Origin of the sequence: Paenibacillus sp. FSL M7-0656 (assembly GCF_038003225.1) — a bacterium.
GTDB lineage: Bacteria > Bacillota > Bacilli > Paenibacillales > Paenibacillaceae > Paenibacillus > Paenibacillus amylolyticus.
In genome coordinates, this window is record NZ_JBBOOT010000001.1 from 6,444,425 (window position 1) to 6,464,850 (window position 20,426).

At 47.6% G+C, this 20,426-nt stretch carries 16 protein-coding genes; all 16 read left to right on the top strand.

Annotated elements, in window-relative coordinates; translation table 11 throughout:
* The first annotated feature begins 231 nt into the window (after nucleotides 1-231).
* The 16 genes from mraZ (at nucleotide 232) to ftsZ (ending at nucleotide 20,233) form a co-directional block, all read left to right on the top strand.
* On the top strand, nucleotides 232-669 hold the full coding sequence (gene mraZ, locus MHI01_RS28220) for a division/cell wall cluster transcriptional repressor MraZ (protein WP_017687291.1): 438 nt from the start codon (nucleotides 232-234) through the stop codon (nucleotides 667-669).
* Nucleotides 670-687: 18 nt separating this feature from the next.
* On the top strand, nucleotides 688-1,638 hold the full coding sequence (gene rsmH, locus MHI01_RS28225) for a 16S rRNA (cytosine(1402)-N(4))-methyltransferase RsmH (RefSeq protein ID WP_036614882.1): 951 nt from the start codon (nucleotides 688-690) through the stop codon (nucleotides 1,636-1,638).
* A 27-nt stretch (nucleotides 1,639-1,665) separates the two neighbouring features.
* Nucleotides 1,666-2,094, top strand: a complete 429-nt coding sequence (locus tag MHI01_RS28230) for a hypothetical protein (protein ID WP_127545321.1) — start codon at nucleotides 1,666-1,668, stop codon at nucleotides 2,092-2,094.
* A gap of 12 nt (nucleotides 2,095-2,106) precedes the next feature.
* On the top strand, nucleotides 2,107-4,449 hold the full coding sequence (locus tag MHI01_RS28235; RefSeq protein WP_340984635.1) for a penicillin-binding transpeptidase domain-containing protein: 2,343 nt from the start codon (nucleotides 2,107-2,109) through the stop codon (nucleotides 4,447-4,449).
* A 94-nt stretch (nucleotides 4,450-4,543) separates the two neighbouring features.
* A complete protein-coding gene (locus tag MHI01_RS28240) occupies nucleotides 4,544-6,496 on the top strand; it encodes a stage V sporulation protein D (protein WP_282320756.1) in 1,953 nt (650 codons plus the stop codon).
* A 140-nt stretch (nucleotides 6,497-6,636) separates the two neighbouring features.
* Nucleotides 6,637-8,124 carry a UDP-N-acetylmuramoyl-L-alanyl-D-glutamate--2,6-diaminopimelate ligase gene (locus tag MHI01_RS28245; RefSeq protein WP_127545327.1) on the top strand — a complete coding sequence of 496 codons (1,488 nt, stop codon included), beginning with the start codon at nucleotides 6,637-6,639 and terminating at the stop codon, nucleotides 8,122-8,124.
* Nucleotides 8,124-9,536 (top strand): UDP-N-acetylmuramoyl-tripeptide--D-alanyl-D-alanine ligase, encoded by a 1,413-nt coding sequence (locus tag MHI01_RS28250; protein ID WP_340984919.1) that lies wholly within the window; start codon nucleotides 8,124-8,126, stop codon nucleotides 9,534-9,536. The genes MHI01_RS28245 and MHI01_RS28250 overlap by 1 nt, the downstream gene beginning before the upstream one ends.
* A 12-nt stretch (nucleotides 9,537-9,548) precedes the next feature.
* The gene (gene mraY / locus MHI01_RS28255; protein ID WP_047843751.1) at nucleotides 9,549-10,517 is read left to right on the top strand and encodes a phospho-N-acetylmuramoyl-pentapeptide-transferase; all 969 of its coding nucleotides are present in this window, start codon (nucleotides 9,549-9,551) and stop codon (nucleotides 10,515-10,517) included.
* 3 nt (nucleotides 10,518-10,520) lie between these two features.
* Entirely contained in the window at nucleotides 10,521-11,942 is a 1,422-nt protein-coding gene (murD, locus tag MHI01_RS28260) for a UDP-N-acetylmuramoyl-L-alanine--D-glutamate ligase (protein WP_340984636.1), read from the top strand.
* A gap of 48 nt (nucleotides 11,943-11,990) precedes the next feature.
* The gene (spoVE, locus tag MHI01_RS28265) at nucleotides 11,991-13,088 is read left to right on the top strand and encodes a stage V sporulation protein E (RefSeq protein ID WP_340984637.1); all 1,098 of its coding nucleotides are present in this window, start codon (nucleotides 11,991-11,993) and stop codon (nucleotides 13,086-13,088) included.
* A gap of 7 nt (nucleotides 13,089-13,095) precedes the next feature.
* Complete coding sequence (gene murG / locus MHI01_RS28270) at nucleotides 13,096-14,205, top strand: undecaprenyldiphospho-muramoylpentapeptide beta-N-acetylglucosaminyltransferase (RefSeq protein ID WP_315372160.1); 1,110 nt, start codon at nucleotides 13,096-13,098, stop codon at nucleotides 14,203-14,205.
* 149 nt (nucleotides 14,206-14,354) lie between these two features.
* A complete protein-coding gene (murB, locus tag MHI01_RS28275) occupies nucleotides 14,355-15,260 on the top strand; it encodes a UDP-N-acetylmuramate dehydrogenase (RefSeq protein WP_127545339.1) in 906 nt (301 codons plus the stop codon).
* Nucleotides 15,261-15,277: 17 nt separating this feature from the next.
* The gene (murA, locus tag MHI01_RS28280) at nucleotides 15,278-16,561 is read left to right on the top strand and encodes a UDP-N-acetylglucosamine 1-carboxyvinyltransferase (protein ID WP_036614867.1); all 1,284 of its coding nucleotides are present in this window, start codon (nucleotides 15,278-15,280) and stop codon (nucleotides 16,559-16,561) included.
* 58 nt (nucleotides 16,562-16,619) lie between these two features.
* On the top strand, nucleotides 16,620-17,387 hold the full coding sequence (locus tag MHI01_RS28285; RefSeq protein ID WP_340984638.1) for a cell division protein FtsQ/DivIB: 768 nt from the start codon (nucleotides 16,620-16,622) through the stop codon (nucleotides 17,385-17,387).
* Nucleotides 17,388-17,680: 293 nt separating this feature from the next.
* The gene (gene ftsA / locus MHI01_RS28290) at nucleotides 17,681-18,967 is read left to right on the top strand and encodes a cell division protein FtsA (protein WP_127545343.1); all 1,287 of its coding nucleotides are present in this window, start codon (nucleotides 17,681-17,683) and stop codon (nucleotides 18,965-18,967) included.
* A gap of 150 nt (nucleotides 18,968-19,117) precedes the next feature.
* Nucleotides 19,118-20,233: a cell division protein FtsZ gene (gene ftsZ / locus MHI01_RS28295; protein WP_017687306.1), complete on the top strand. Its 1,116-nt coding sequence runs from the start codon at nucleotides 19,118-19,120 to the stop codon at nucleotides 20,231-20,233.
* The last annotated feature ends 193 nt before the right edge of the window (nucleotides 20,234-20,426 follow it).

Genomic DNA, 20,426 nt, shown 5'->3' on the forward strand with positions numbered 1-20,426 from the left:
TATAGAATGGTTTATTGATGATATGGCTCATGTGCGGGTAGACATACGATTGCCCGTTTAAGGGAAGCGTCTTTGATCCTGAGTGACAGGATCAAGGACGTTTTTTTATGCTGAAAAATTAAAAAATCAAGTCATGCAAGAAGGGTTTTGATTTTTTTGTGCGAATCTATTATGCTTAGGTGGTGGAAAGTGGGGCAAAGTGGGAGAAACGGGTGAGGAGTGAGTGGGCCAATGTTTATGGGGGAGTTCCAACATAGCATTGATGATAAGGGTCGGGTTATCATTCCGGCTAAATTCCGCGAATCTCTGGGACCGTCTTTCGTTGTCACACGGGGTTTGGACCAGTGTCTTTTCGTGTACCCCATGGAGGAGTGGGGGGTCATGGAACAGAAGCTCAAAGCACTGCCATTGATGAAATCTGATGCACGTGCGTTTACCCGATTTTTTTTCTCGGGTGCAACCGAATGTGAACTGGACAAACAGGGCAGGGTAAATCTGCCGGGCAATTTAAGAGAGTATGCCAAGCTGGACAAGGATTGTGTTGTTCTTGGCGTGTCGAACCGGGTGGAGATTTGGAGCAAAGGCATATGGGAGAGTTATTTCAATCAATCCGAAGAAGCATTCAACGACATTGCCGAAAAGCTGGTCGATTTTAATTTTGATTTATAAAGTCAGGAGGGGTGCAGGTTGTTTCACCACATAACCGTACTCAAAGAAGAGGCAACAGAGGGATTAAACATCAAGCAGGACGGTATATACGTGGACTGCACTTTAGGCGGTGGCGGACATAGCTCCGTGATTGCTTCCAAGCTCGGTCCAGGGGGACGTCTGATCGCACTTGATCAGGATGATTGGGCTTTGGATAATGCTCGCGAGAAGCTCGCGGCTTATGGAGAACGTGTAACATTGGTGAAAACCAATTTTCGAGATCTGGAACAGGTACTCAAGGATCTGGATGTACCAATGAAGGATGGTGCACCACAGGTCGACGGTATTTTGTACGACTTGGGTGTGTCATCCCCGCAATTTGATGAAGGAGAACGTGGATTCAGCTACAATCACGATGCTCCGCTCGATATGCGAATGGACCAGGATGCAATGCTGACGGCCAAAGAGATTGTGAATGAGTGGCCAGAAGAAGAGATTGCTCGAATTTTGTATCGCTATGGTGAAGAGAAGTTTTCGAGAAGAATTGCCCGTGTTATCGTGGGAAAACGAGCGCAATCTACCATTGAGACGACAGGTGAACTCGTGGAACTGATCAAGGAAGGCATCCCGGCGGCAGCTCGCCGTACAGGTGGACATCCTGCCAAACGCAGCTTCCAGGCATTACGCATTGCCGTCAACGATGAGTTGGGTGCGTTTGAAGAAGGCTTGCATCAGGCTGTTCGTTGTCTGGCACCAGGAGGACGTGTATCTGTTATTACCTTCCACTCCCTTGAGGATCGGATATGTAAACAGATTTTCAGCAGTTATCTGGAAAAATGTACATGTCCACCCGATTTTCCTTTGTGTGTATGCGGCGGCAAGGGGACCCTGCGTTTAGTTAACAGAAAACCGTTGATTCCAACGGAAACGGAATTGACCGAAAATTCACGTGCTCGTTCAGCCAAGCTGCGCGTAGCCGAGAAATTGTAGATCAAGAGTGGAGGAGAGAATCGGAGTATGGCATATACACGTGGTAATCTCGCTGTAAAAGAAAAAGCGTCCCAGGAACGTGTGACCCAGCAACGATACAAAGAAACCACCAAAGTGGTGACCCGTCGTACGGGTCTTCCGGCACGCGAGAAGATTTTGTATCTGATTACCCTGGTTGCAGTTATCCTTGTTGGAGGAGCCTTGATGTCTCGTTATGCTCATATCTATGATTTGAACAAGCAGGCTCAGTCCACTATTTCGGATATTAAGGGGTATGAAAAGACGATTGCAGACCTGCAGGTGGAAAAAGAAACATTGAACAACCAGGTCATCGAAAATGCAAAACAACTTGGTTACGTTGAAGCTTCCGGTAAGGATGTCATTTATGTACCTCGCTCAACAAGTACGAAAACAACTGGCACTGAGTCGTCCTCGAATACAGCAAGCAGTAAGTAAAGAGGTGTTCCGATGATAAAAAGAATAAAGATGCGCACGTTGCTTATAGGGGGATGTATTACCCTCTTTTTTCTTGTACTCGTAACCCGAATCTTTTTCATTCAGGTTGTGAATGGCGGTGTATGGCAGGAACGGGCAGCCGGTTTGGTAGAGCGGGAACAGACGATTAAGGCTGCACGTGGAACGATTACGGATCGAAATGGTAGTATTTTGGCTACCGATGCGCCTGCATACACGGTCTCGGTCAATCCCCTCTTGATCGATGAACTTGGCATACAGGATGTTGTCACGGAGAAACTCTCTACCCTTCTAGGGAAAAATGAGAGTGAGATGCGTGCTCTGGTAACAGCCAAAAATAAAGATGGAATTTTCTATCAGCAACGTGAAGTACGCAGTGAAGGTTATAAAATAAGTCCTGAACTTGCGGCACAAGTCAACGAATTGCGTGAAGAACTGCAAGATGAATATAAGGCGCGTAATGCAATTGTGATGGCTCAGGAGTCGAAGCGTTTTTACCCTGAAGAAACACTTGCTTCTCACCTCTTGGGATATATGAGCCGTGATGGGAAAGCTGTCAATGGACTTGAAGTCTCATATGATGAAGCACTGACAGGTACAGATGGATATTTGAATTATCAGAAGGATGCCAAAGGCATTAAACTTCCGGATTCACAGGATAACTATCTGCCACCTCAGAACGGTAAGAACCTTACGCTGACCATCGATGATACGATTCAGTTCTACATTGAGGATGCAATGAAAGAAGCCGTTGCCAAGTATAATCCACTGAGCATGACGGTCATTGCCGCGGACCCAAACACGATGGAGATTCTAGGGATGGCGAACTGGCCAACCTTTAACCCGAATACGTATGGGAGTACACCTGATCAAAAGAATTTTATCAACCATGCTACTCAATCCATCTATGAGCCAGGTAGTACATTCAAAATAGTTACTCTAGCAGGGGCTGTTGAAGAAAAACTCTTCGATCCCAATGCAAGTTTTGAATCCAAACGCATGTATATCGGTGGTTTCCCGATTAGTGATAATGGTCATTCCTATGGTTGGATCTCGTATCTCGAAGGTGTCAAACGGTCAAGTAACATTGCTTTTGTTAACTTGGGTTACAACATGCTTGGCGGCGAACGTCTGCGTCATTACATAGACGAATTCGGCTTCGGCAAAAAGACGGGTATTGATCTGCCAAATGAGGCAGCGTCCCCGATCAAGCCACTGGTTTACAAATCCGAGATTGCTACTGCTGCTTACGGTCACGGTCTTGTACAGGTAACACCAATTCAACAGGTCGCAGCCATCTCTGCGATTGCCAACGGCGGCAAATTGCTGGAGCCACATCTGGTGAAGGAGATCAAGAACCCGAATGATGGAACAACGGAAGTCATCAAACCTAAAGTTGTTCGTCAGGTGATTTCCAAGGAATCTTCCAAACTGGTGAGCGGTTATCTGGAACAAGTGGTTGCAGACCAAACGATTGGTACCGGTCGTAACGCCTATATTGAAGGTTACCGTGTAGCTGGTAAGACAGGTACAGCAAGAAAGGTTGTTAACGGAGCATACAGCAAGTCAAAAGACGTTGTATCGTTTATTGGATTCGCGCCTGTGAATAATCCGAAGATTGCTATACTTGTTGTCATTGACCAACCGGATGGAACCAACATTGGGGGAGGAACCGCAGCTGCGCCGGTGTTCAAAAAGATTGTCAGCCAGACTCTTCAATACATGGGGATACCCAAAGATACAGCCAAAACTCCTGACAAAAAGTCAAAAGAAGTCTCTGTCGTGCAAGCCAAGGCGCCTGACTTGAGTGGCAAGACAGCCAAACAGGCCAGAAGCCAGCTTCTAAGCGCAGGTATTGCTTATGTGACACTTGGTCAAGGTGATAATGTAATTCGGCAGTATCCGGTTGCTGGCGCCTCTATGAATCCAGGCCAACGAATCTATCTGCTAACGGAAGAAAGCAGCAAGATGAAGATTCCCGATCTAACAGGTGAATCTCTCCGAGATGCCCTTGAAGTACTTTCTCTCATGAAAGTGGGGGTTACGGTCAAGGGCGAGGGTTATGTCGTGAAGCAAACCGAGCAGGTCGCAGGTGAGCAGAGAACTGTGCAGTTGAACTTGCAAACTGCCAAAGCTGCAGTGACAGGTATAGCAGATGAGGCTCCGATCTCTTCTGATCCGTCGTCAGAAGCTGAAGTGAAGGAACAAGAGCCTTCGGGCGGAGAAGGTAAAACCGACGGAACAGACGAAACAGACGAAACAGATAACAACAAGACTCCTGCCAATGAATCCGAATCCTCTGACGATCCAGCAACAAACGGAGCTACGCTTCCTTAGAGAGCTCTGACAGCTTGTTCTAACCCCCGGTTGTCCTGAATATTCATGAATGGAACGAATGTCATGATTTTGGGACGAGTGGGGGGATCTTTTCGTGAAGGGATCAAGCGTAAATCTGCGACGCAGGTTGCTATGGAGTTTAATGATTTTAGTTTTGTTATTTTCGGCCCTGATGATCAGGCTTGCTTATGTACAGCTCGGGGAAGGCCCTGAATTGTCAGCAAAAGCAGAAGAATCCTGGCGGCGTAATATTCCTTACTCAGCTAAGCGAGGGGAGATCCTGGATCGAAATGGAACCTCTCTGGCCTATAATGTGACAACACCAACCATTATGGCCATTCCGGCTCAGGTTAAAGAAGCTGAAACGACGGCTAAAGCGCTGGCCCCATTGCTTGGGATGACGGAAGAAAAAGTGCTCGCAACCATCAAGAAACGAGAACTCATTGTACGACTACAACCCGGCGGCCGCAAAATTACGATGGAGAAAGCTCAGCGCATCCGTGATTTGAAGCTTCCGGGTATCGTTGTTGCTGAAGACAATAAACGTTTTTATCCTTATGATGATTTGGCTGCCCATATTCTTGGTTTTACGGGCATTGATAATCAGGGCTTAACGGGTGTCGAGAAGAAATATGATGATAAGCTGAATGGTTTGAATGGCAGTGTGTCCTACTTGTCCGATGCGGCCGGAAGGCTAATGCCGGGCTCATCCGAGAAGTATGTGGAACCGAAGGACGGCCTTAACCTCAAGCTGACCATTGATAAATCCATTCAGTCCATCATGGAGAGAGAACTGGATCAGGCCATGGTGAAGTTCCAGGCGAACTCAGCATTGGCCATAGCGATGAATCCGAAAACGGGTGAAATTTTGGGGATGTCCAGCAGACCGGGATACGAACCTGCCGATTATCAGCAATATCCCGCGGAGATATACAATCGCAATTTACCGATCTGGATGACGTACGAACCGGGTTCTACGTTCAAGATTATTACCTTGGCAGCAGCGCTTGAAGAGAAAAAGGTCAATCTGCAACAGGATCAATTTTTTGATCCCGGATACGTTGAGGTGGGTGGAGCTCGTCTGCGTTGCTGGAAAAAGGGCGGCCACGGAAGTCAGACCTTTTTGCAAGTGGTGGAGAACTCATGCAACCCGGGATTTGTAGCTCTGGGGCAGAGGCTGGGCAAAGAATCGCTCTTCTCCTATATTAAAGACTTTGGTTTCGGTACCAAAACGGGAATTGACCTCAGTGGAGAAGCCAGTGGAATTCTATTCAAACTGTCGAGAGTAGGACCTGTCGAACTTGCAACAACTGCTTTTGGTCAAGGTGTATCGGTTACGCCTATTCAGCAAGTAGCAGCTGTGTCAGCGGCCATCAATGGGGGTAAACTTTACAAGCCATATGTTACGAAAGCGTGGGTTCATCCGGTAACGGGAGAAGTCATGGAAGAGGCCAAGCCGGAACTGGTTCGTCAGGTGATCTCGGAGAATACATCCAAACAAGTACGTGAAGCACTCGAGAGTGTTGTTGCAAAAGGTACCGGGCGTCCAGCATTCATTGATGGATACCGGGTCGGTGGCAAAACAGGTACAGCCCAGAAGGTTATCAACGGACGTTATTCCTCGACCGAGCATATCGTATCCTTTATCGGATTTGCACCAGCAGATGATCCACAGATTGTGGTCTATACCGCAGTTGATAACCCCAAAGGAATTCAGTTCGGAGGTGTGGTTGCCGCCCCGATTGTGCAGAATATCCTTGAAGATGCTTTGCACTATATGAATGTCCCTGTTCGGAAGGATCAGGTCGCCAAAGAATACAAGTATGGTGAAACCAAAATCGTGACAGTCCCAGACCTGACAGGAGCTACTGTTGAAGATCTGTACGAGGACCTGAACATGAATTTTATGCTGGCGAAGTCTGGCAGTGGTAAATATGTGATTAATCAGGCACCTAAACCTGGGGCGAGGGTAGAACAGGGATCAACCATCCGCATTTATATGGGGAATGTACTGAACGATGCACATGATCACACAAAGGATGAATAACAGGGCTTAGGGGTAGTTTGAGGCCTCTAGCGCAACAAAATTCATCCAAGTGCGTTTCATTATAGGGTTGTATTGACGATATTAATAAATACAGACATATGTTAAAACAGAAGTATAATTGGAAAAGTGAGGTTATTCATGTGCTTTTAAAACAATTTGCATCGATGCTGACCACCGCCCGCCTCGTGGGCGAATCAAATACAGAATGCCAAAACCTTCAGACAGATTCCCGGCAGGTAAAACCGGGTGATCTGTTTATCTGTCTTCCGGGACATACAGTAGATGGTCATGATTATGCAGAAAAAGCTGTAAATGCCGGTGCAGTTGCATTAGTGGTTGAACGGCAGCTGGATCTGCCTGTACCACAATTGCTGGTGAAGGATAGCCGATTTGCGATGGCTGTTTTGGCAGATTTCTTTTTTGACTCCCCAAGCCAGAAGATGAATATGATTGGTGTAACGGGAACGAACGGAAAAACAACGACCACCTATTTGATTGAAAAAATCATGAGTGATTACGGACGCAAGACGGGATTGATCGGTACTATTCAAATGCGGTATGACGGTCGCACCTACCCGATGTCAGGAACAACACCAGAGGCGCTTGATCTGCAGCGTAGTCTGCATGATATGGTTCAGAAGGGTACGGACTGCTGTGTTATGGAAGTTTCTTCTCACGCATTGGAACAAGGGCGAGTAAAGGGAACAAATTTCCGTACTGCGGTATTTACTAACCTGACGCAAGATCATTTGGACTACCACCATTCCATGGAGGAATATCGCGGGGCCAAAGGATTGTTCTTTGCACGTCTGGGTAACGGTTATACGGAAGATGTTTCACAGCGTAAATTCGCTGTTATCAATGCAGATGATCCGGCTGCGGCTTATTTCATCTCTGTGACTGCGGCTGAAGTGATTACATATGGCATGGGTGAAAAGGCGGATGTACGCGCATCCCAAATCTCAATCACGTCTCAGGGAACTGCTTTCCACGTGGATACATTTGCAGGCAGCGCGGATATTCGCTTGCGCATGGTAGGCAAATTCAATGTGTACAATGCAATGGCAGCCATCTCTGCAGCGCTGGTGGAAGGTATTCCGCTGGAAGAGATCAAGCGCAGTCTGGAGACGGTACCGGGCGTGGATGGACGTGTTGAAGGAGTGGACGAAGGACAGCCATTTGCTGTTATTGTCGATTATGCCCATACACCGGATGGACTGGAGAATGTGCTGCGGACGGTGAAGGAATTTGCCGAAGGACGTGTGATCTGCGTGTTTGGCTGTGGTGGTGACAGGGACCGTACCAAACGCCCTCTCATGGGGAAAATTGCTGCGAATTATAGTGATTTTGTACTGGTTACTTCCGATAATCCACGGACAGAAGATCCGGATCTCATTCTCAAAGACATTGAACAGGGCCTGATTGAAGAATCCGTTCCTGCTGAACGTTATACGATGATTGTGGATCGACGCCAGGCGATTCATGAAGCTATTGAAATGGCAAGCCCAGCCGATGTAGTATTGATTGCGGGCAAGGGTCACGAGACCTATCAGATTATCGGCACAACCAAAACCGATTTTGATGACCGAATCATAGCCAAAGAAGCGATAAGGGGCAAATCCAATTGATAAAAAGAACATTGGCACAATTGGCCGAGATGTGTGGAGGAACATTAAGTGACGTTGCTGCTCATGGCAATGTAATGGTCGAAGGGGTGTTTACCGATTCGCGTAAACCTCTGGAAGGTAGTTTATTTATCCCGCTAGTGGGTGAAAGGTTTGACGGACACGAATTTGTGAAAGCCTGTCTAGAGAAGGGGGCTGCAGGCGCGATCTGGCAAAAGGATCATGCTATTCCGCCACAAGGAGCTGTCATTGTTGTTGACGACACACTTGTCGCACTGCAAGCACTCGCATCTGCTTATCTCACGGAGAATAAAGCGGCTGTAGTCGGCATTACAGGCAGCAACGGCAAGACAACAACAAAGGACATCGTGGATGCCATTCTCTCGACGACGTTCAAAGTGCATAAGACGCAAGGCAACTTCAATAATCACATTGGTTTACCACTGACTGTACTAAGCATGGACCCGGATACCGAGATTATCATTTTGGAGATGGGTATGAGTGGTCGCGGGGAAATTAACGATTTGTCGGTTATTGCGCAGCCTGATGTAGCGGTCATTACCAATATTGGTGAATCACATCTGCTTCAGCTGGGGTCCAGACTGGAGATTGCCAGAGCCAAAGCCGAGATTGCCGCGGGATTGAAGCCTGGCGGGTTACTGATCTACAACGGAGACGAGCCTTTAATTGCACAAGTCCTTGAAGAGCCCGCAACGAAACAACCCGATGGATTGCAGCGGTTTACATTTGGTCTGCAAACCGATAATGATGACTATCCTACCGGACTTATGAATGCGCAGAACGGGGTAGTTTTCACCACCAAACAGTCTGGAGAACATGCATTTACGCTACCTCTGCTGGGGACGCATAATGTCGTTAACTGTCTGGCTGCTTTGGCAGTAGCTCGTCATTTCAAAGTGACGACGGAGCAGATTGCCGCGGGATTGTCTCGCTTGAAACTGACAGGCATGCGTATTGAGGTTACGCAAGGCGTTAGTGGTCTAACCCTGCTGAATGATGCATACAATGCAAGTCCAACCTCCATGAAGGCCGCAATCGATGTACTAGAAGGTCTGAAAGGATACCGCATGAAAGTGGCTGTGCTTGGTGATATGCTTGAACTCGGTCCCCAAGAGCAGGATCTGCATTACGGAATCGGAGAGTATATCACATCGGCCAAAATGGACATGGTGCTGGTATATGGTCCGCTATCAGCCAAGATTGCTGAAGGAGCAAGCAAGCATATGCCTACAGAGGCTGTGCATGCTTTTATAGATAAAGAAGAAATGACCCGTTATCTACTGGAGAAACTACATCCCAGAGACGTTGTCTTGTTCAAAGCCTCAAGAGGCATGAAGCTGGAAGACGTGGTCGAAGCACTACTAATAGCACCATTACAGAATCGAGTAGACTAGAGGGGTGAACCCATGGATTTTCAGGTATTACTGTTAACAATCGGCGTTTCATTTATTCTGGCGGTGATTGCCGCACCGCTCCTGATTCCGCTGTTACGCCGGATGAAATTCGGACAGCAAGTTAGGGAAGATGGGCCTCAGAGCCATTTGAAAAAAAGCGGAACACCTACAATGGGTGGAGTCGTCATTTTAGTTGCGTTCACATTGGCCTTTTTGAAATTTTCGGCAGTCAAGAATACAGACTTTTATGTCTTGCTCGTGGCTACGCTGGGATTCGGGCTGATTGGCTTCCTGGATGATTACATCAAAATTGTGTTCAAACGTTCGCTGGGACTGACGGCCAGACAAAAAATGCTGGGCCAATTGTTCTTCAGTGCAGTGATGTGTTTCTTGCTGATCCAGAATGGACACAGCACAGCCATCTCTATTCCGGGAACGTCATTCTCGTTTGACTGGACCGGATGGTTCTATTATCCGTTTGTTGTATTCATGATGCTTGCCATTACCAATGCGGTTAACTTTACCGACGGTTTGGATGGTTTGCTATCAGGGGTAAGTGCGATTGCCTTTGGCGCGTTTGCCATTGTGGCGATGCAAGCCACGTCGATGCCGGCAGCAGTGTGTGCAGCAGCGATGATCGGAGCCGTACTCGGTTTTCTGGTATACAATGCACACCCGGCCAAAGTGTTTATGGGAGACACCGGTTCTCTCGGGATTGGCGGTGCGATTGGTGCGGTAGCCATTGTAACCAAAACAGAGCTTCTATTTGTCATCATTGGCGGTATTTTTGTTATCGAGATCCTGTCTGTCATCATTCAAGTGGTATCTTTCAAGACTCGTGGCAAGCGTGTATTCAAAATGAGCCCCATTCACCATCACTTTGAATTAAGTGGTTGGTCAGAATGGCGAGTTGTTATTACCTTTTGGGCGGTAGGCGCAATTTTGGCCGCTCTTGGACTTTATCTCAACAAGGGGTTGTAGATCATGAATCATCCTGAATCATATCGCGGACAACAAGTAGTCGTGCTCGGATTGGCCAAAAGTGGCGTACAGGTCGCCAAAGTGCTGGATCGCGCCGGAGCGAAGGTTACAGTAAATGATAAAAAAGAGAGAGATCAATGTCCCGAAGCTTCCGAATTGGAGGCTTTGGGAATTTCTGTTGTATGCGGAGGGCATCCGGATGATCTGATTCACAGTGGTGTGAAGCTGGTTGTCAAAAACCCGGGTATCCCATACCATGCTGCTCCTGTGCAGCAAGCTTTGGCATTGGGCATTGAAGTGGTGACCGAAGTAGAGGTTGCTTATCATCTATGTGCTGCACCCATGATCGGGATTACGGGCTCCAACGGCAAAACAACAACCACCACTTGGGTGGGTAAAATGTTGGAGCATGCCGGCCTCAAGCCGATCGTTGCCGGTAATATCGGAACACCTCTCTGTGAAGCGGCAGAGCAAGCTTCTCCAGATAACTGGATGGTTGTTGAGCTTAGTAGTTTCCAGCTCAAAGGAACGGTTGATTTCCGTCCCCGGATTGCCAGCTTGCTTAACGTTGCTGAGACACATCTGGATTATCACGGGAACATGGATGATTATGTGGCTTCCAAAGCCAAACTATTCGCCAATCAGCAGCCTGACGACGTAGCCATCCTGAATTGGGATGATGCGGTATGTCGTGGTCTGGTTCCTTACATCAAAGGCAGATTGATCCCCTTCTCCGTGACAGAGAAATTGGATACAGGTGTGTATGCAGATCCTCCTTATGTGGATGGAGAAGAGGATGATGTGAAGCGTCAGGTAATCTACGCGGATGAAAACGGAGATCACCACATCATTATCGACGTTGAGGACATTGGCCTTCCTGGGCGATTTAATGTGGAAAATGCACTGGCTGCTGTGGCTATTGCCGTAGCGGCAGGAGCTGATCCTGCGTTGCTGGCTGCTCCGCTTGCAGACTTTAAGGGAGTTGAACACCGACTTGAATATGTCCTGGAGCATAACGGCTCTGCATACTACAACAACTCCAAAGCGACCAATTCGAAAGCTACGGTTATGGCTCTGAATTCGTTCAAGGAACCGGTTGTATTAATTGCTGGAGGGTTGGATCGCGGGTCAGACATGATGGAGTTGTTACCCTTGTTCCAGGAACGGGTAAAAGCTGTCGTTGCAATTGGAGAAACACGGACAAAAATTGCCAAGGTCGCGGAACTTGCCGGATTAAAGCAAATTAAGGTCGTCGATAATGAGGAGGACGCTGCCCGGACGTTAACCGTTGCTGTGCAGGAAGCATCGAAGCTTGCCAGTGCCGGTGATGTCGTTTTGTTATCCCCGGCATGTGCAAGTTGGGACATGTTTGCTTCCTATGAAGAGCGGGGACGCATTTTTAAAGAGGCGGCGCATAACTTGTAAGTAGGGGGGTGGAAAAGCCCCTACTTCCATGCAAGGGGTGGCCTCCTGATGAAACAGACGCGACCGGCACCAGATATTTGGTTGCTGATTTGTATTTTGGCATTGCTTGCCATCGGCATTATTATGGTATATAGTGCGGGCTCGGTGCTTGCCTTTCATGACTATGGCGATTCATTTTATTTTGTAAAAAGACAGGCCCTGTTTGCGGTGCTTGGGCTTGTGGCCATGTTCGTAACTGCTAATGTAGACTACCGGGTGTGGAGGAAATATGCCAAGCCTATATTGATTGCCTGTTTTATTATGCTCATTGGGGTGCTCATTCCTGGAATTGGTGTAGTTCGCGGTGGTGCACGAAGTTGGCTGGGCATTGGTTCGTTCGGTATTCAGCCCTCAGAATTCATGAAGCTGGGCATGATTCTGTTTCTCGCTCACTGGCTGAGCAAGGAACCGGGCAAAATCAAAACCTTCACAACGGGGCTTCTGCCACCGCTGGGATTGATTGGTTTGGCTTTTGGGATTATTATGCTGCAACCTGATTTGGGGACTGGCACCGTGATGATGGGCGCATCGATGCTTATTATTTTCACAGCCGGAGCGCGAATGAAACATCTGAGCTTGCTTGCTCTTGGCGGCGTAGCCGGGTTTGCAGCTTTGATTGCAGCAGCACCCTATCGGCTACAGCGTATCACAGCGTTTTTGGACCCGTGGTCCGATCCGCTGGGTGCCGGATATCAGATCATTCAATCCTTATACGCGATTGGTCCTGGAGGACTGGCGGGATTGGGACTGGGTATGAGCCGGCAGAAGTACAGTTATGTACCTGAACCGCAAACGGACTTTATTTTTAGTATTTTGGCCGAAGAACTCGGCTTTATAGGTGGAATGATTGTATTATTGTTGTTTCTGGTGCTGGTGTGGAGAGGGATGCGTATAGCCATGACCGTTCCGGATGCCTTCGGCAGTCTGCTTGGTGTTGGTATCGTAGGTATGGTCGCCGTACAGGTCATTATTAACATTGGTGTTGTCATTGGCATGATGCCTGTTACGGGCATTACATTGCCTCTGATCAGTTACGGCGGATCATCATTGACCCTCATGCTCACAGCACTGGGCATTTTAGTGAATTTATCCCGTTATGCGAGGTGACTATGCGATGCGAGTCGTTCTAAGCGGTGGCGGTACGGGTGGACATATCTATCCGGCCGTTGCCATAGCAAGACAATGCGAGGCGGAGAACCCGGACTCTACATTTCTATACATCGGAGGAACCAGAGGTCTGGAAAGTAAACTGGTTCCCCAAGAAAATATTCCTTTTAAATCCATTGATATTACGGGCTTTCGGCGGAAATTGTCCATCGACAACCTGAAAACGGTCATGCGTTTCATTCAAGGTGTACGCAAGTCCAAAAAAATGCTGAAGGAATTCAAACCGGATGTTGTGATTGGTACAGGTGGATATGTATGTGGACCTGTGGTATATGCAGCAACAAAACTGGGGATTCCGAGTATAATTCATGAACAGAACGCCATCCCTGGTCTGACGAACAAATTTTTGATGCGTTATGTGGACACGGTTGCCGTTAGCTTTGAAGGTTCTGAAAAATCGTTTTCCGGCGCAAAAAAGGTGATGTACACCGGTAATCCGCGAGCGACTACGGTAGCCCAGGCTAGCCGTGATCGTGGTTTTGCCACGTTAGGTGTACCGATGAACAGCCGTGTTGTTCTTGTAGTTGGTGGCAGTCGCGGGGCAAAAGCAATCAATCAGGCCATGGTGGACATGGCTCCATTGCTGGAACAACTGGATGATGTACATGTAGTTTACGTTACAGGGGATACCTATTTTGATGAAACGCGTGAAGCCATTCGTAGCTCATTGGGTACGATGCCAAACCACCTGCATGTCCTGCCTTACGTGCATAATATGCCTGAGGTGCTTGCCTGCACATCCTTGATTGTAAACCGCGCAGGTGCATCATTCCTTGCGGAGATTACATCACTGGGTATTCCTTCAATTCTGATTCCGTCACCTAACGTGACTAATAATCATCAGGAAGCCAATGCTCGCACGCTTGAAGGTGGAGGCGCATCACTCACGATGCTGGAGAAGGATCTTACAGGCAAAGTCCTGTATGAAGCCATCGCCAAGATTATGAATGATGAATCGGGACGCAAACGAATGGCTGAAGCCTCCCGGAAACTGGGGAAACCCGATGCAGCTGAAGTGCTTGTTCATGAAATTCAGCGTCTTGCTACACGCCGATAAAGTGCGATTGTGGGCGATTGTCACACACAAGACGGGGCTGACATAAGATACCGTATAAATCGTGACCATCGTTCCATGGCGCCAGAACACGGTCTGTAACAACAGAACATACCGTGCTCATCGGTTTTGAAGCAAAGGAGGAAGCAAACATGCATCAGTGGATATCGTTACTATCCCAGAATAATGTTGGCAGAGTTCTTGAAAACGAATCACTAGCCAAATACACCACATGGAAGATCGGCGGTCCTGCGGATGCACTGGTCATTCCCGAGAATAAAGAGCAGATGATGAATCTCGTTCAATTGCTTCACACGTATCAGATTCCGTGGATGCAACTTGGACGGGGCTCAAACATGCTGGTGTCAGACAAAGGAATACGTGGTGTTGTGGTGAAACCAGGCGAGGGCTTTGATTATGCCGAATTTCACGAAGGCGGTGTAACCGCCGGAGCGGCGCATTCTTTTGTTAAACTCAGCGTGGTTGCTGCCAAAAAGGAATGGACCGGTCTGGAATTCGGCAGCGGTATCCCCGGCACTGTCGGTGGAGCCGTATACATGAATGCAGGCGCGCATGGATCGGATGTGTCACGGATATTCAAATTCGCTGAGATTGTACTGGAGACAGGGGAATTGGTGCGTTACAGCAAGGAGGACATGGATTTTGCCTACCGCCACTCTGTTCTGCATGATCGGAGAGGCATTGTGCTGGAAGCTACGTTTGAACTCCAGCATGGAGAGCGCAACGTCATTTCGGAAACGATGGCGGCTTACAAAGATCGCCGACGCCGCACACAGCCACTGCAGATGGCATGTGCAGGTAGTGTATTCCGAAATCCACCGGGTGATCATGCAGCCCGCCTGATTGAAGCAGCAGGGCTGAAAGGAATGACCCAGGGAGGCGCACAGGTATCCACCATGCATGCCAATTTCATTGTTAATACAGACCAAGCAACAGCAGAGGACGTTATCACCCTAATGCAGCAGATACAGAGCACTATATCATCTCAAAACGGTATTAACCTGGTACCGGAAGTCTTCGTAGTGGGTGAGCGGTAAACCCCGGAGGTGATACATTGGACAAATTGGTGATTGAAGGCGGGAAACCCCTCTCAGGATCCATACGCATCCATGGAGCAAAAAATGCCGCTTTACCGATTATGGCCGCAAGTTTGTTGGCAGATGGAGAAGTTACACTGCATAACGTTCCACACTTGCTGGACATTGAAGTGATGCTGTATATCCTGGAACGGCTTGGATGCACGTGTCGGCATGAACAGGGAACAGTGACGATTAATACCTCGTCTATCCGGTCATATGATGTGCCAGAAGATCTAATGAAGCAGATGCGCTCTTCCATTTTTTTGATGGGACCATTGCTGGCTAAGTTTGGGCAAGTGTCAGTGTATCAGCCAGGAGGCTGTGCCATTGGAGAACGCAAAATTGATCTTCACCTCCGGGGCCTGGAAGCGCTCGGAGCTTTGATTGAAGAGCAGGACCAACAGATTATCTGTCATGGGCACAATCTGGTGGGTACAGATATTCATTTGGATTTCCCAAGTGTGGGAGCGACCGAGAATATCATGATGGCAGCCGTTATGGCTAAAGGGACGACAACCATCTGCAACGCCGCAAGAGAACCTGAAATCCAGGACCTGCAACACTTTTTGAATGCTATGGGTGCAAGCATTATTGGTGCAGGAACGGACACAATCACGATCAATGGCGTTGAGAAACTAAAACCTTGTTCGTATGAGATTATACCGGATCGAATCGTGGCCGGAACCGTAATGATTGCAGCAGCAGCAACACGAGGCAATGTTACGCTTACACACTGCAATCCTGCTCATCTTACTTCACTTATACATGTATTGAAGCGCACTGGTGTTCAAATCACAGTCTGCAATGATATAATGACGGTGAGCTGTATGAGCCGTCCCAAATCAGTAGACCGTATTGTGACTTCTCCGTATCCTTCGTTTCCGACAGATTTGCAATCGCAAATCATGGTGCTGCTCAGTTTGGCAGACGGATTCAGTGTGATGAAGGAAACGGTATTCGAGGGCCGGTTCAAACATGTGGATGAACTGAATGTGATGGGGGCTGATATTTCAGTCGATCTGAACGCAGCATTTATCCGTGGTGTTCCCCGTCTGTACGGGGCTACAGTAGAAGCAACCGATCTTCGTGCAGGCGCAGCCTTGGTAATTGCTGGTCTGGCTGCTCAAGGCAAAACGGTTGTGGAGCAAGTGCATCATATTGACCGGGGCTACGATCAGATCGAGAAGTTATTCCAAAGTCTTGGAGCATCGGTTGAGCGACAGTCGCCCGTTTCGAAACAGTTGGATTTTGCCAATTAACGTCCTTGGCGTCCCCTTCTTGAAGGGAGGGGACCTGAGGCTTTGTGGAGCGCTACTTATGCCTAAAAGTCAAATTCCGGTTCTGAAGAAGAATCGGCCAAAAGGAAACACAAGCCGCAAAATTGTAATTATTCTCTTATTATTATTTATTGTATTGCTGGCTGTATTATTCTTTCGTTCTTCCATGAGTCGGATTTCGGCAATTGAAATTACGGGTAATGTATATACAGCAACTTCAGAACTGCTGGAGAAAAGCGGGCTGAAAGAAGGCGAACAATTTTTTGGGACAAGTACTGCCGAGGTTATTGAGCGTCTCAAGACCATCAAGGCGATTTCCACCGTTACCGTGGAAAAGCAATTTCCTGGGATTATCCATATCAAGGTTCAGGAATATGCCACGGTTGCTTATGAGCTTGGTTCTGACGGTACGCTCAAAGCGATATTAGCCAGTGGGACAAGCTTGACGGTTCCGGCAACAATTGGTGTTGCTGTGGAGAAGCCCATATTGACCCAATGGAAGGCTGATGATCCACTCAAAGCCAAACTGAGCCAGACACTGGCTAAAATTCCGAATGAATTGACGACGGATATTTCGGAAATTATTCCGAATCCAACGCCTTCATTTCCGGATCAGATTCGGATGTATACCAAATCGCAGTTTGAAGTGATTACAACCGTCTCTCTTTTATCGGATAAAGTGGAGTACCTGAATCAGGTGATTGAGACCGAACGGCCTGGGAAAATCACTATGCTTGAGGCAGATACCTATGTCCCTTTCATCCCGGATGACCCGGAAGATGATGCTGAACCAGGAGCAAGCCCCTGATCTTTGCCATTATGAGGCTGGACTGAATATGAAAGCCTAGGCAGGTCGGGGTTTGACCCCGTCAGAGCAATGAAACTTGTTCTTTCTGAGATGAAGAAAAAATGATACACTTGAACTTATGGCACATGAGTTGCCTCCTTCTTTTTTCTTCAATGTTTTATGTCTGGCAACCAGATTTTGACACCCAAAAACATTGTAGAAAAAAGAGGGAAAGCCTGAAGTGTGTTGAATATGTTTTAAGAGTGTTTAAATTCGAACGTAATTTACTATTGGAGTCAGGAGGTGCCACAGACTTGAGCAACAATGACATCATTGTTAGTTTGGACATCGGTACATCCAAAATTCGCGCTATTATTGGGGAAATGAATAATGGAACCTTTAATATTATAGGAGTTGGATCTGCCGACTCGGAGGGAATTCGCAAAGGTGTAATCGTAGATATCGATCAGACGGTGCAGTCGATTCGCAACGCAGTGGATCATGCAGAACGTATGGTAGGTATTCAAATATCCGAAGTGTATGTTGGAATCTCGGGAAATCATATCGGACTGATGAGCAGTCACGGCGTCGTGGCTGTGTCTAACGAGGATCGTGAAATCGGAGAAGAAGACATGGAACGGGTGTTGAAAGCAGCCGAAGTCATTGCAGTTCCGCCGGAACGGGAAATTATTGATGTTGTCGCCAAGCAATATGTTGTGGATGGCTTGGAGGGCATACAGGACCCCCGTGGTATGATTGGTGTTCGTCTGGAAGTTGAAGCAACGATCATAACGGGTGCAAAAACCGCGATACATAATCTTTTGCGCTGCGTGGAAAAAGCGGGTCTGAAAGTAAGCGATCTGGTTCTCATGTCGCTTGGAGCGGGTCAACTGGCTTTGTCCAAAGATGAAAAAACGATGGGTTCAGTGCTTGTTGATATTGGAGCAGGTGCAACAACCATCGCCATTTTTGAAGAAGACAGTCTTGTTGCAACATCAACGTTGCCTATAGGTGGGGAATTCGTAACAAATGATATCGCCTATGGCTTACGCACGTTAACGGATCAGGCAGAGAAAGTGAAACTGAAATATGGTTGCGCCTGGTTGGATGATGCTGCTGCGGATGTGATGTTCAAAGTCACCCGAATTGGCAGTAATGTAGACAAGGAGTTTTCACAGGAGGATCTGGCAGCAATTATTGAACCTAGGGTTCAAGAAATATTCCAGATGATATCCCAAGAAGTGAAGCGTCTTGGTTACAACGAGCTTCCTGGAGGTTATATACTAACGGGAGGTACGGTCTCTATGCCGGGGGTTCTGCAGGTCGCTCAGCATGAGCTTGCTGCTTCGGTACGAGTTGCAGTTCCGGATTATATTGGTGTGCGTGACCCCGGGTTTACAAGCGGAGTCGGCATATTGCACAGTGTAATTCGCAGTTTGCGCATTCGTCCCTCGATCAATAACGGCGGTGGAAATAACAACAACAACAATAATAACAACAAGAAACCGACCAACCGTCCGAAGCCAAATTCGGCACAGGAATCGGAGCAAAAACCCGGTCTGTTCGAGCGGCTGAAGAATATGTTCAGCGAATTTATATAACAGGTTGGATCCATTTCATACATTCTTGAAGCCGTCTGAATGCGCCGGTACTAAAATAAACGCTTTCGTTCGTCGATATATGAAATTGATTCGGTTCAAATCAAAAATTGGACGGGCCATCCATGCACATTGAGGGGGAGATGGAATAATATGTTGGAATTTGATTTCGAGATGGAGAGCTTGGCTCAAATTAAAGTCATCGGTGTAGGCGGCGGCGGAAGCAATGCAGTCAACCGTATGATTGAAAATGGTGTACAAGGTGTTGAATTTATTACGGTGAATACGGATGCTCAGGCGTTACACCTGGCGAAATCCGAGCATAAATTGCAAATCGGTGATAAATTGACTCGTGGTCTTGGTGCTGGCGCCAACCCGGATGTAGGTAAAAAAGCAGCGGAAGAGTCCCGCGATCTGATCATGAACACGTTGAAAGGTGCAGACATGGTATTTGTTACAGCCGGTATGGGCGGTGGTACAGGTACAGGTGCGGCTCCGGTTATTGCCGAAATCGCTAAAGAGTGTGGTGCACTTACTGTTGGTGTCGTAACTCGTCCATTTACATTTGAAGGACGCAAGCGTTCCAGCCATGCAGAGCAAGGTATTGAAGCTCTCAAGGAAAAAGTCGACACACTGATCGTGATTCCTAATGATCGTTTGCTCGAAATCGTAGACAAAAAGACTCCTATGCTTGAAGCATTCCGTCAAGCGGATAACGTACTTCGTCAAGCTGTACAAGGTATCTCTGATTTGATCGCTGTACCGGGTCTAATCAACCTTGACTTTGCTGACGTCAAAACGATTATGCATGAACGTGGTTCAGCCCTTATGGGGATTGGTGAATCAACTGGTGAGAATCGTGCCGCAGAAGCAGCACGGAAAGCCATTATGAGTCCTTTGCTGGAAACTTCTATTGAAGGTGCTCGCGGCGTAATCATGAATATTACGGGTGGCGTTAATCTGTCCCTGTATGAAGTGAACGAAGCGGCAGAGATCGTAACTTCTGCTTCCGACCCGGAAGTAAACATGATCTTTGGTGCCATCATTGACGAAGACCTGAAAGAGGAGATTAAGGTTACAGTTATCGCAACTGGTTTTGAAGATAAACCTGCTCCACCACCACCAGGACGTAAGCCAGCTCCAGCAACAGCGGAGACGACAGATACGCGTTCGCCGAACCTGCGTCCTTTCGGAAATCAGCCGAGCAATGATCAGCTGGACATTCCGACATTTTTACGCAATCGTTCACGCAATAATAACAACGATTAATACGCAAATCAATTTATTGGAAACCCGGTACTCCTTATGGAGCGACCGGGTTTTTTCTGTTTATTTAGATATCATAGCATACAGTAATGAACAAAATCTGAACAAAGGGCCTGAGCAATTCCGACAAAAAAAGTTGGAACCACACCCCCATGATTAGACAGACTTTGAACAGGGGGCTCCGTATACTTGTGAA

What these genes read in the sequence shown, in the direction of transcription:
- mraZ (WP_017687291.1), top strand. Translation starts at nt 232, where the DNA reads ATGTTTATGGGGGAGTTCCAACATAGCATTGATGATAAGGGTCGGGTT.
- MHI01_RS28230 (WP_127545321.1), top strand. Translation starts at nt 1,666, where the DNA reads ATGGCATATACACGTGGTAATCTCGCTGTAAAAGAAAAAGCGTCCCAG.
- MHI01_RS28235 (WP_340984635.1), top strand. Translation starts at nt 2,107, where the DNA reads ATGATAAAAAGAATAAAGATGCGCACGTTGCTTATAGGGGGATGTATT.
- mraY (WP_047843751.1), top strand. Translation starts at nt 9,549, where the DNA reads ATGGATTTTCAGGTATTACTGTTAACAATCGGCGTTTCATTTATTCTG.
- murD (WP_340984636.1), top strand. Translation starts at nt 10,521, where the DNA reads ATGAATCATCCTGAATCATATCGCGGACAACAAGTAGTCGTGCTCGGA.
- spoVE (WP_340984637.1), top strand. Translation starts at nt 11,991, where the DNA reads ATGAAACAGACGCGACCGGCACCAGATATTTGGTTGCTGATTTGTATT.
- murG (WP_315372160.1), top strand. Translation starts at nt 13,096, where the DNA reads ATGCGAGTCGTTCTAAGCGGTGGCGGTACGGGTGGACATATCTATCCG.
- murB (WP_127545339.1), top strand. Translation starts at nt 14,355, where the DNA reads ATGCATCAGTGGATATCGTTACTATCCCAGAATAATGTTGGCAGAGTT.
- MHI01_RS28285 (WP_340984638.1), top strand. Translation starts at nt 16,620, where the DNA reads ATGCCTAAAAGTCAAATTCCGGTTCTGAAGAAGAATCGGCCAAAAGGA.
- ftsZ (WP_017687306.1), top strand. Translation starts at nt 19,118, where the DNA reads ATGTTGGAATTTGATTTCGAGATGGAGAGCTTGGCTCAAATTAAAGTC.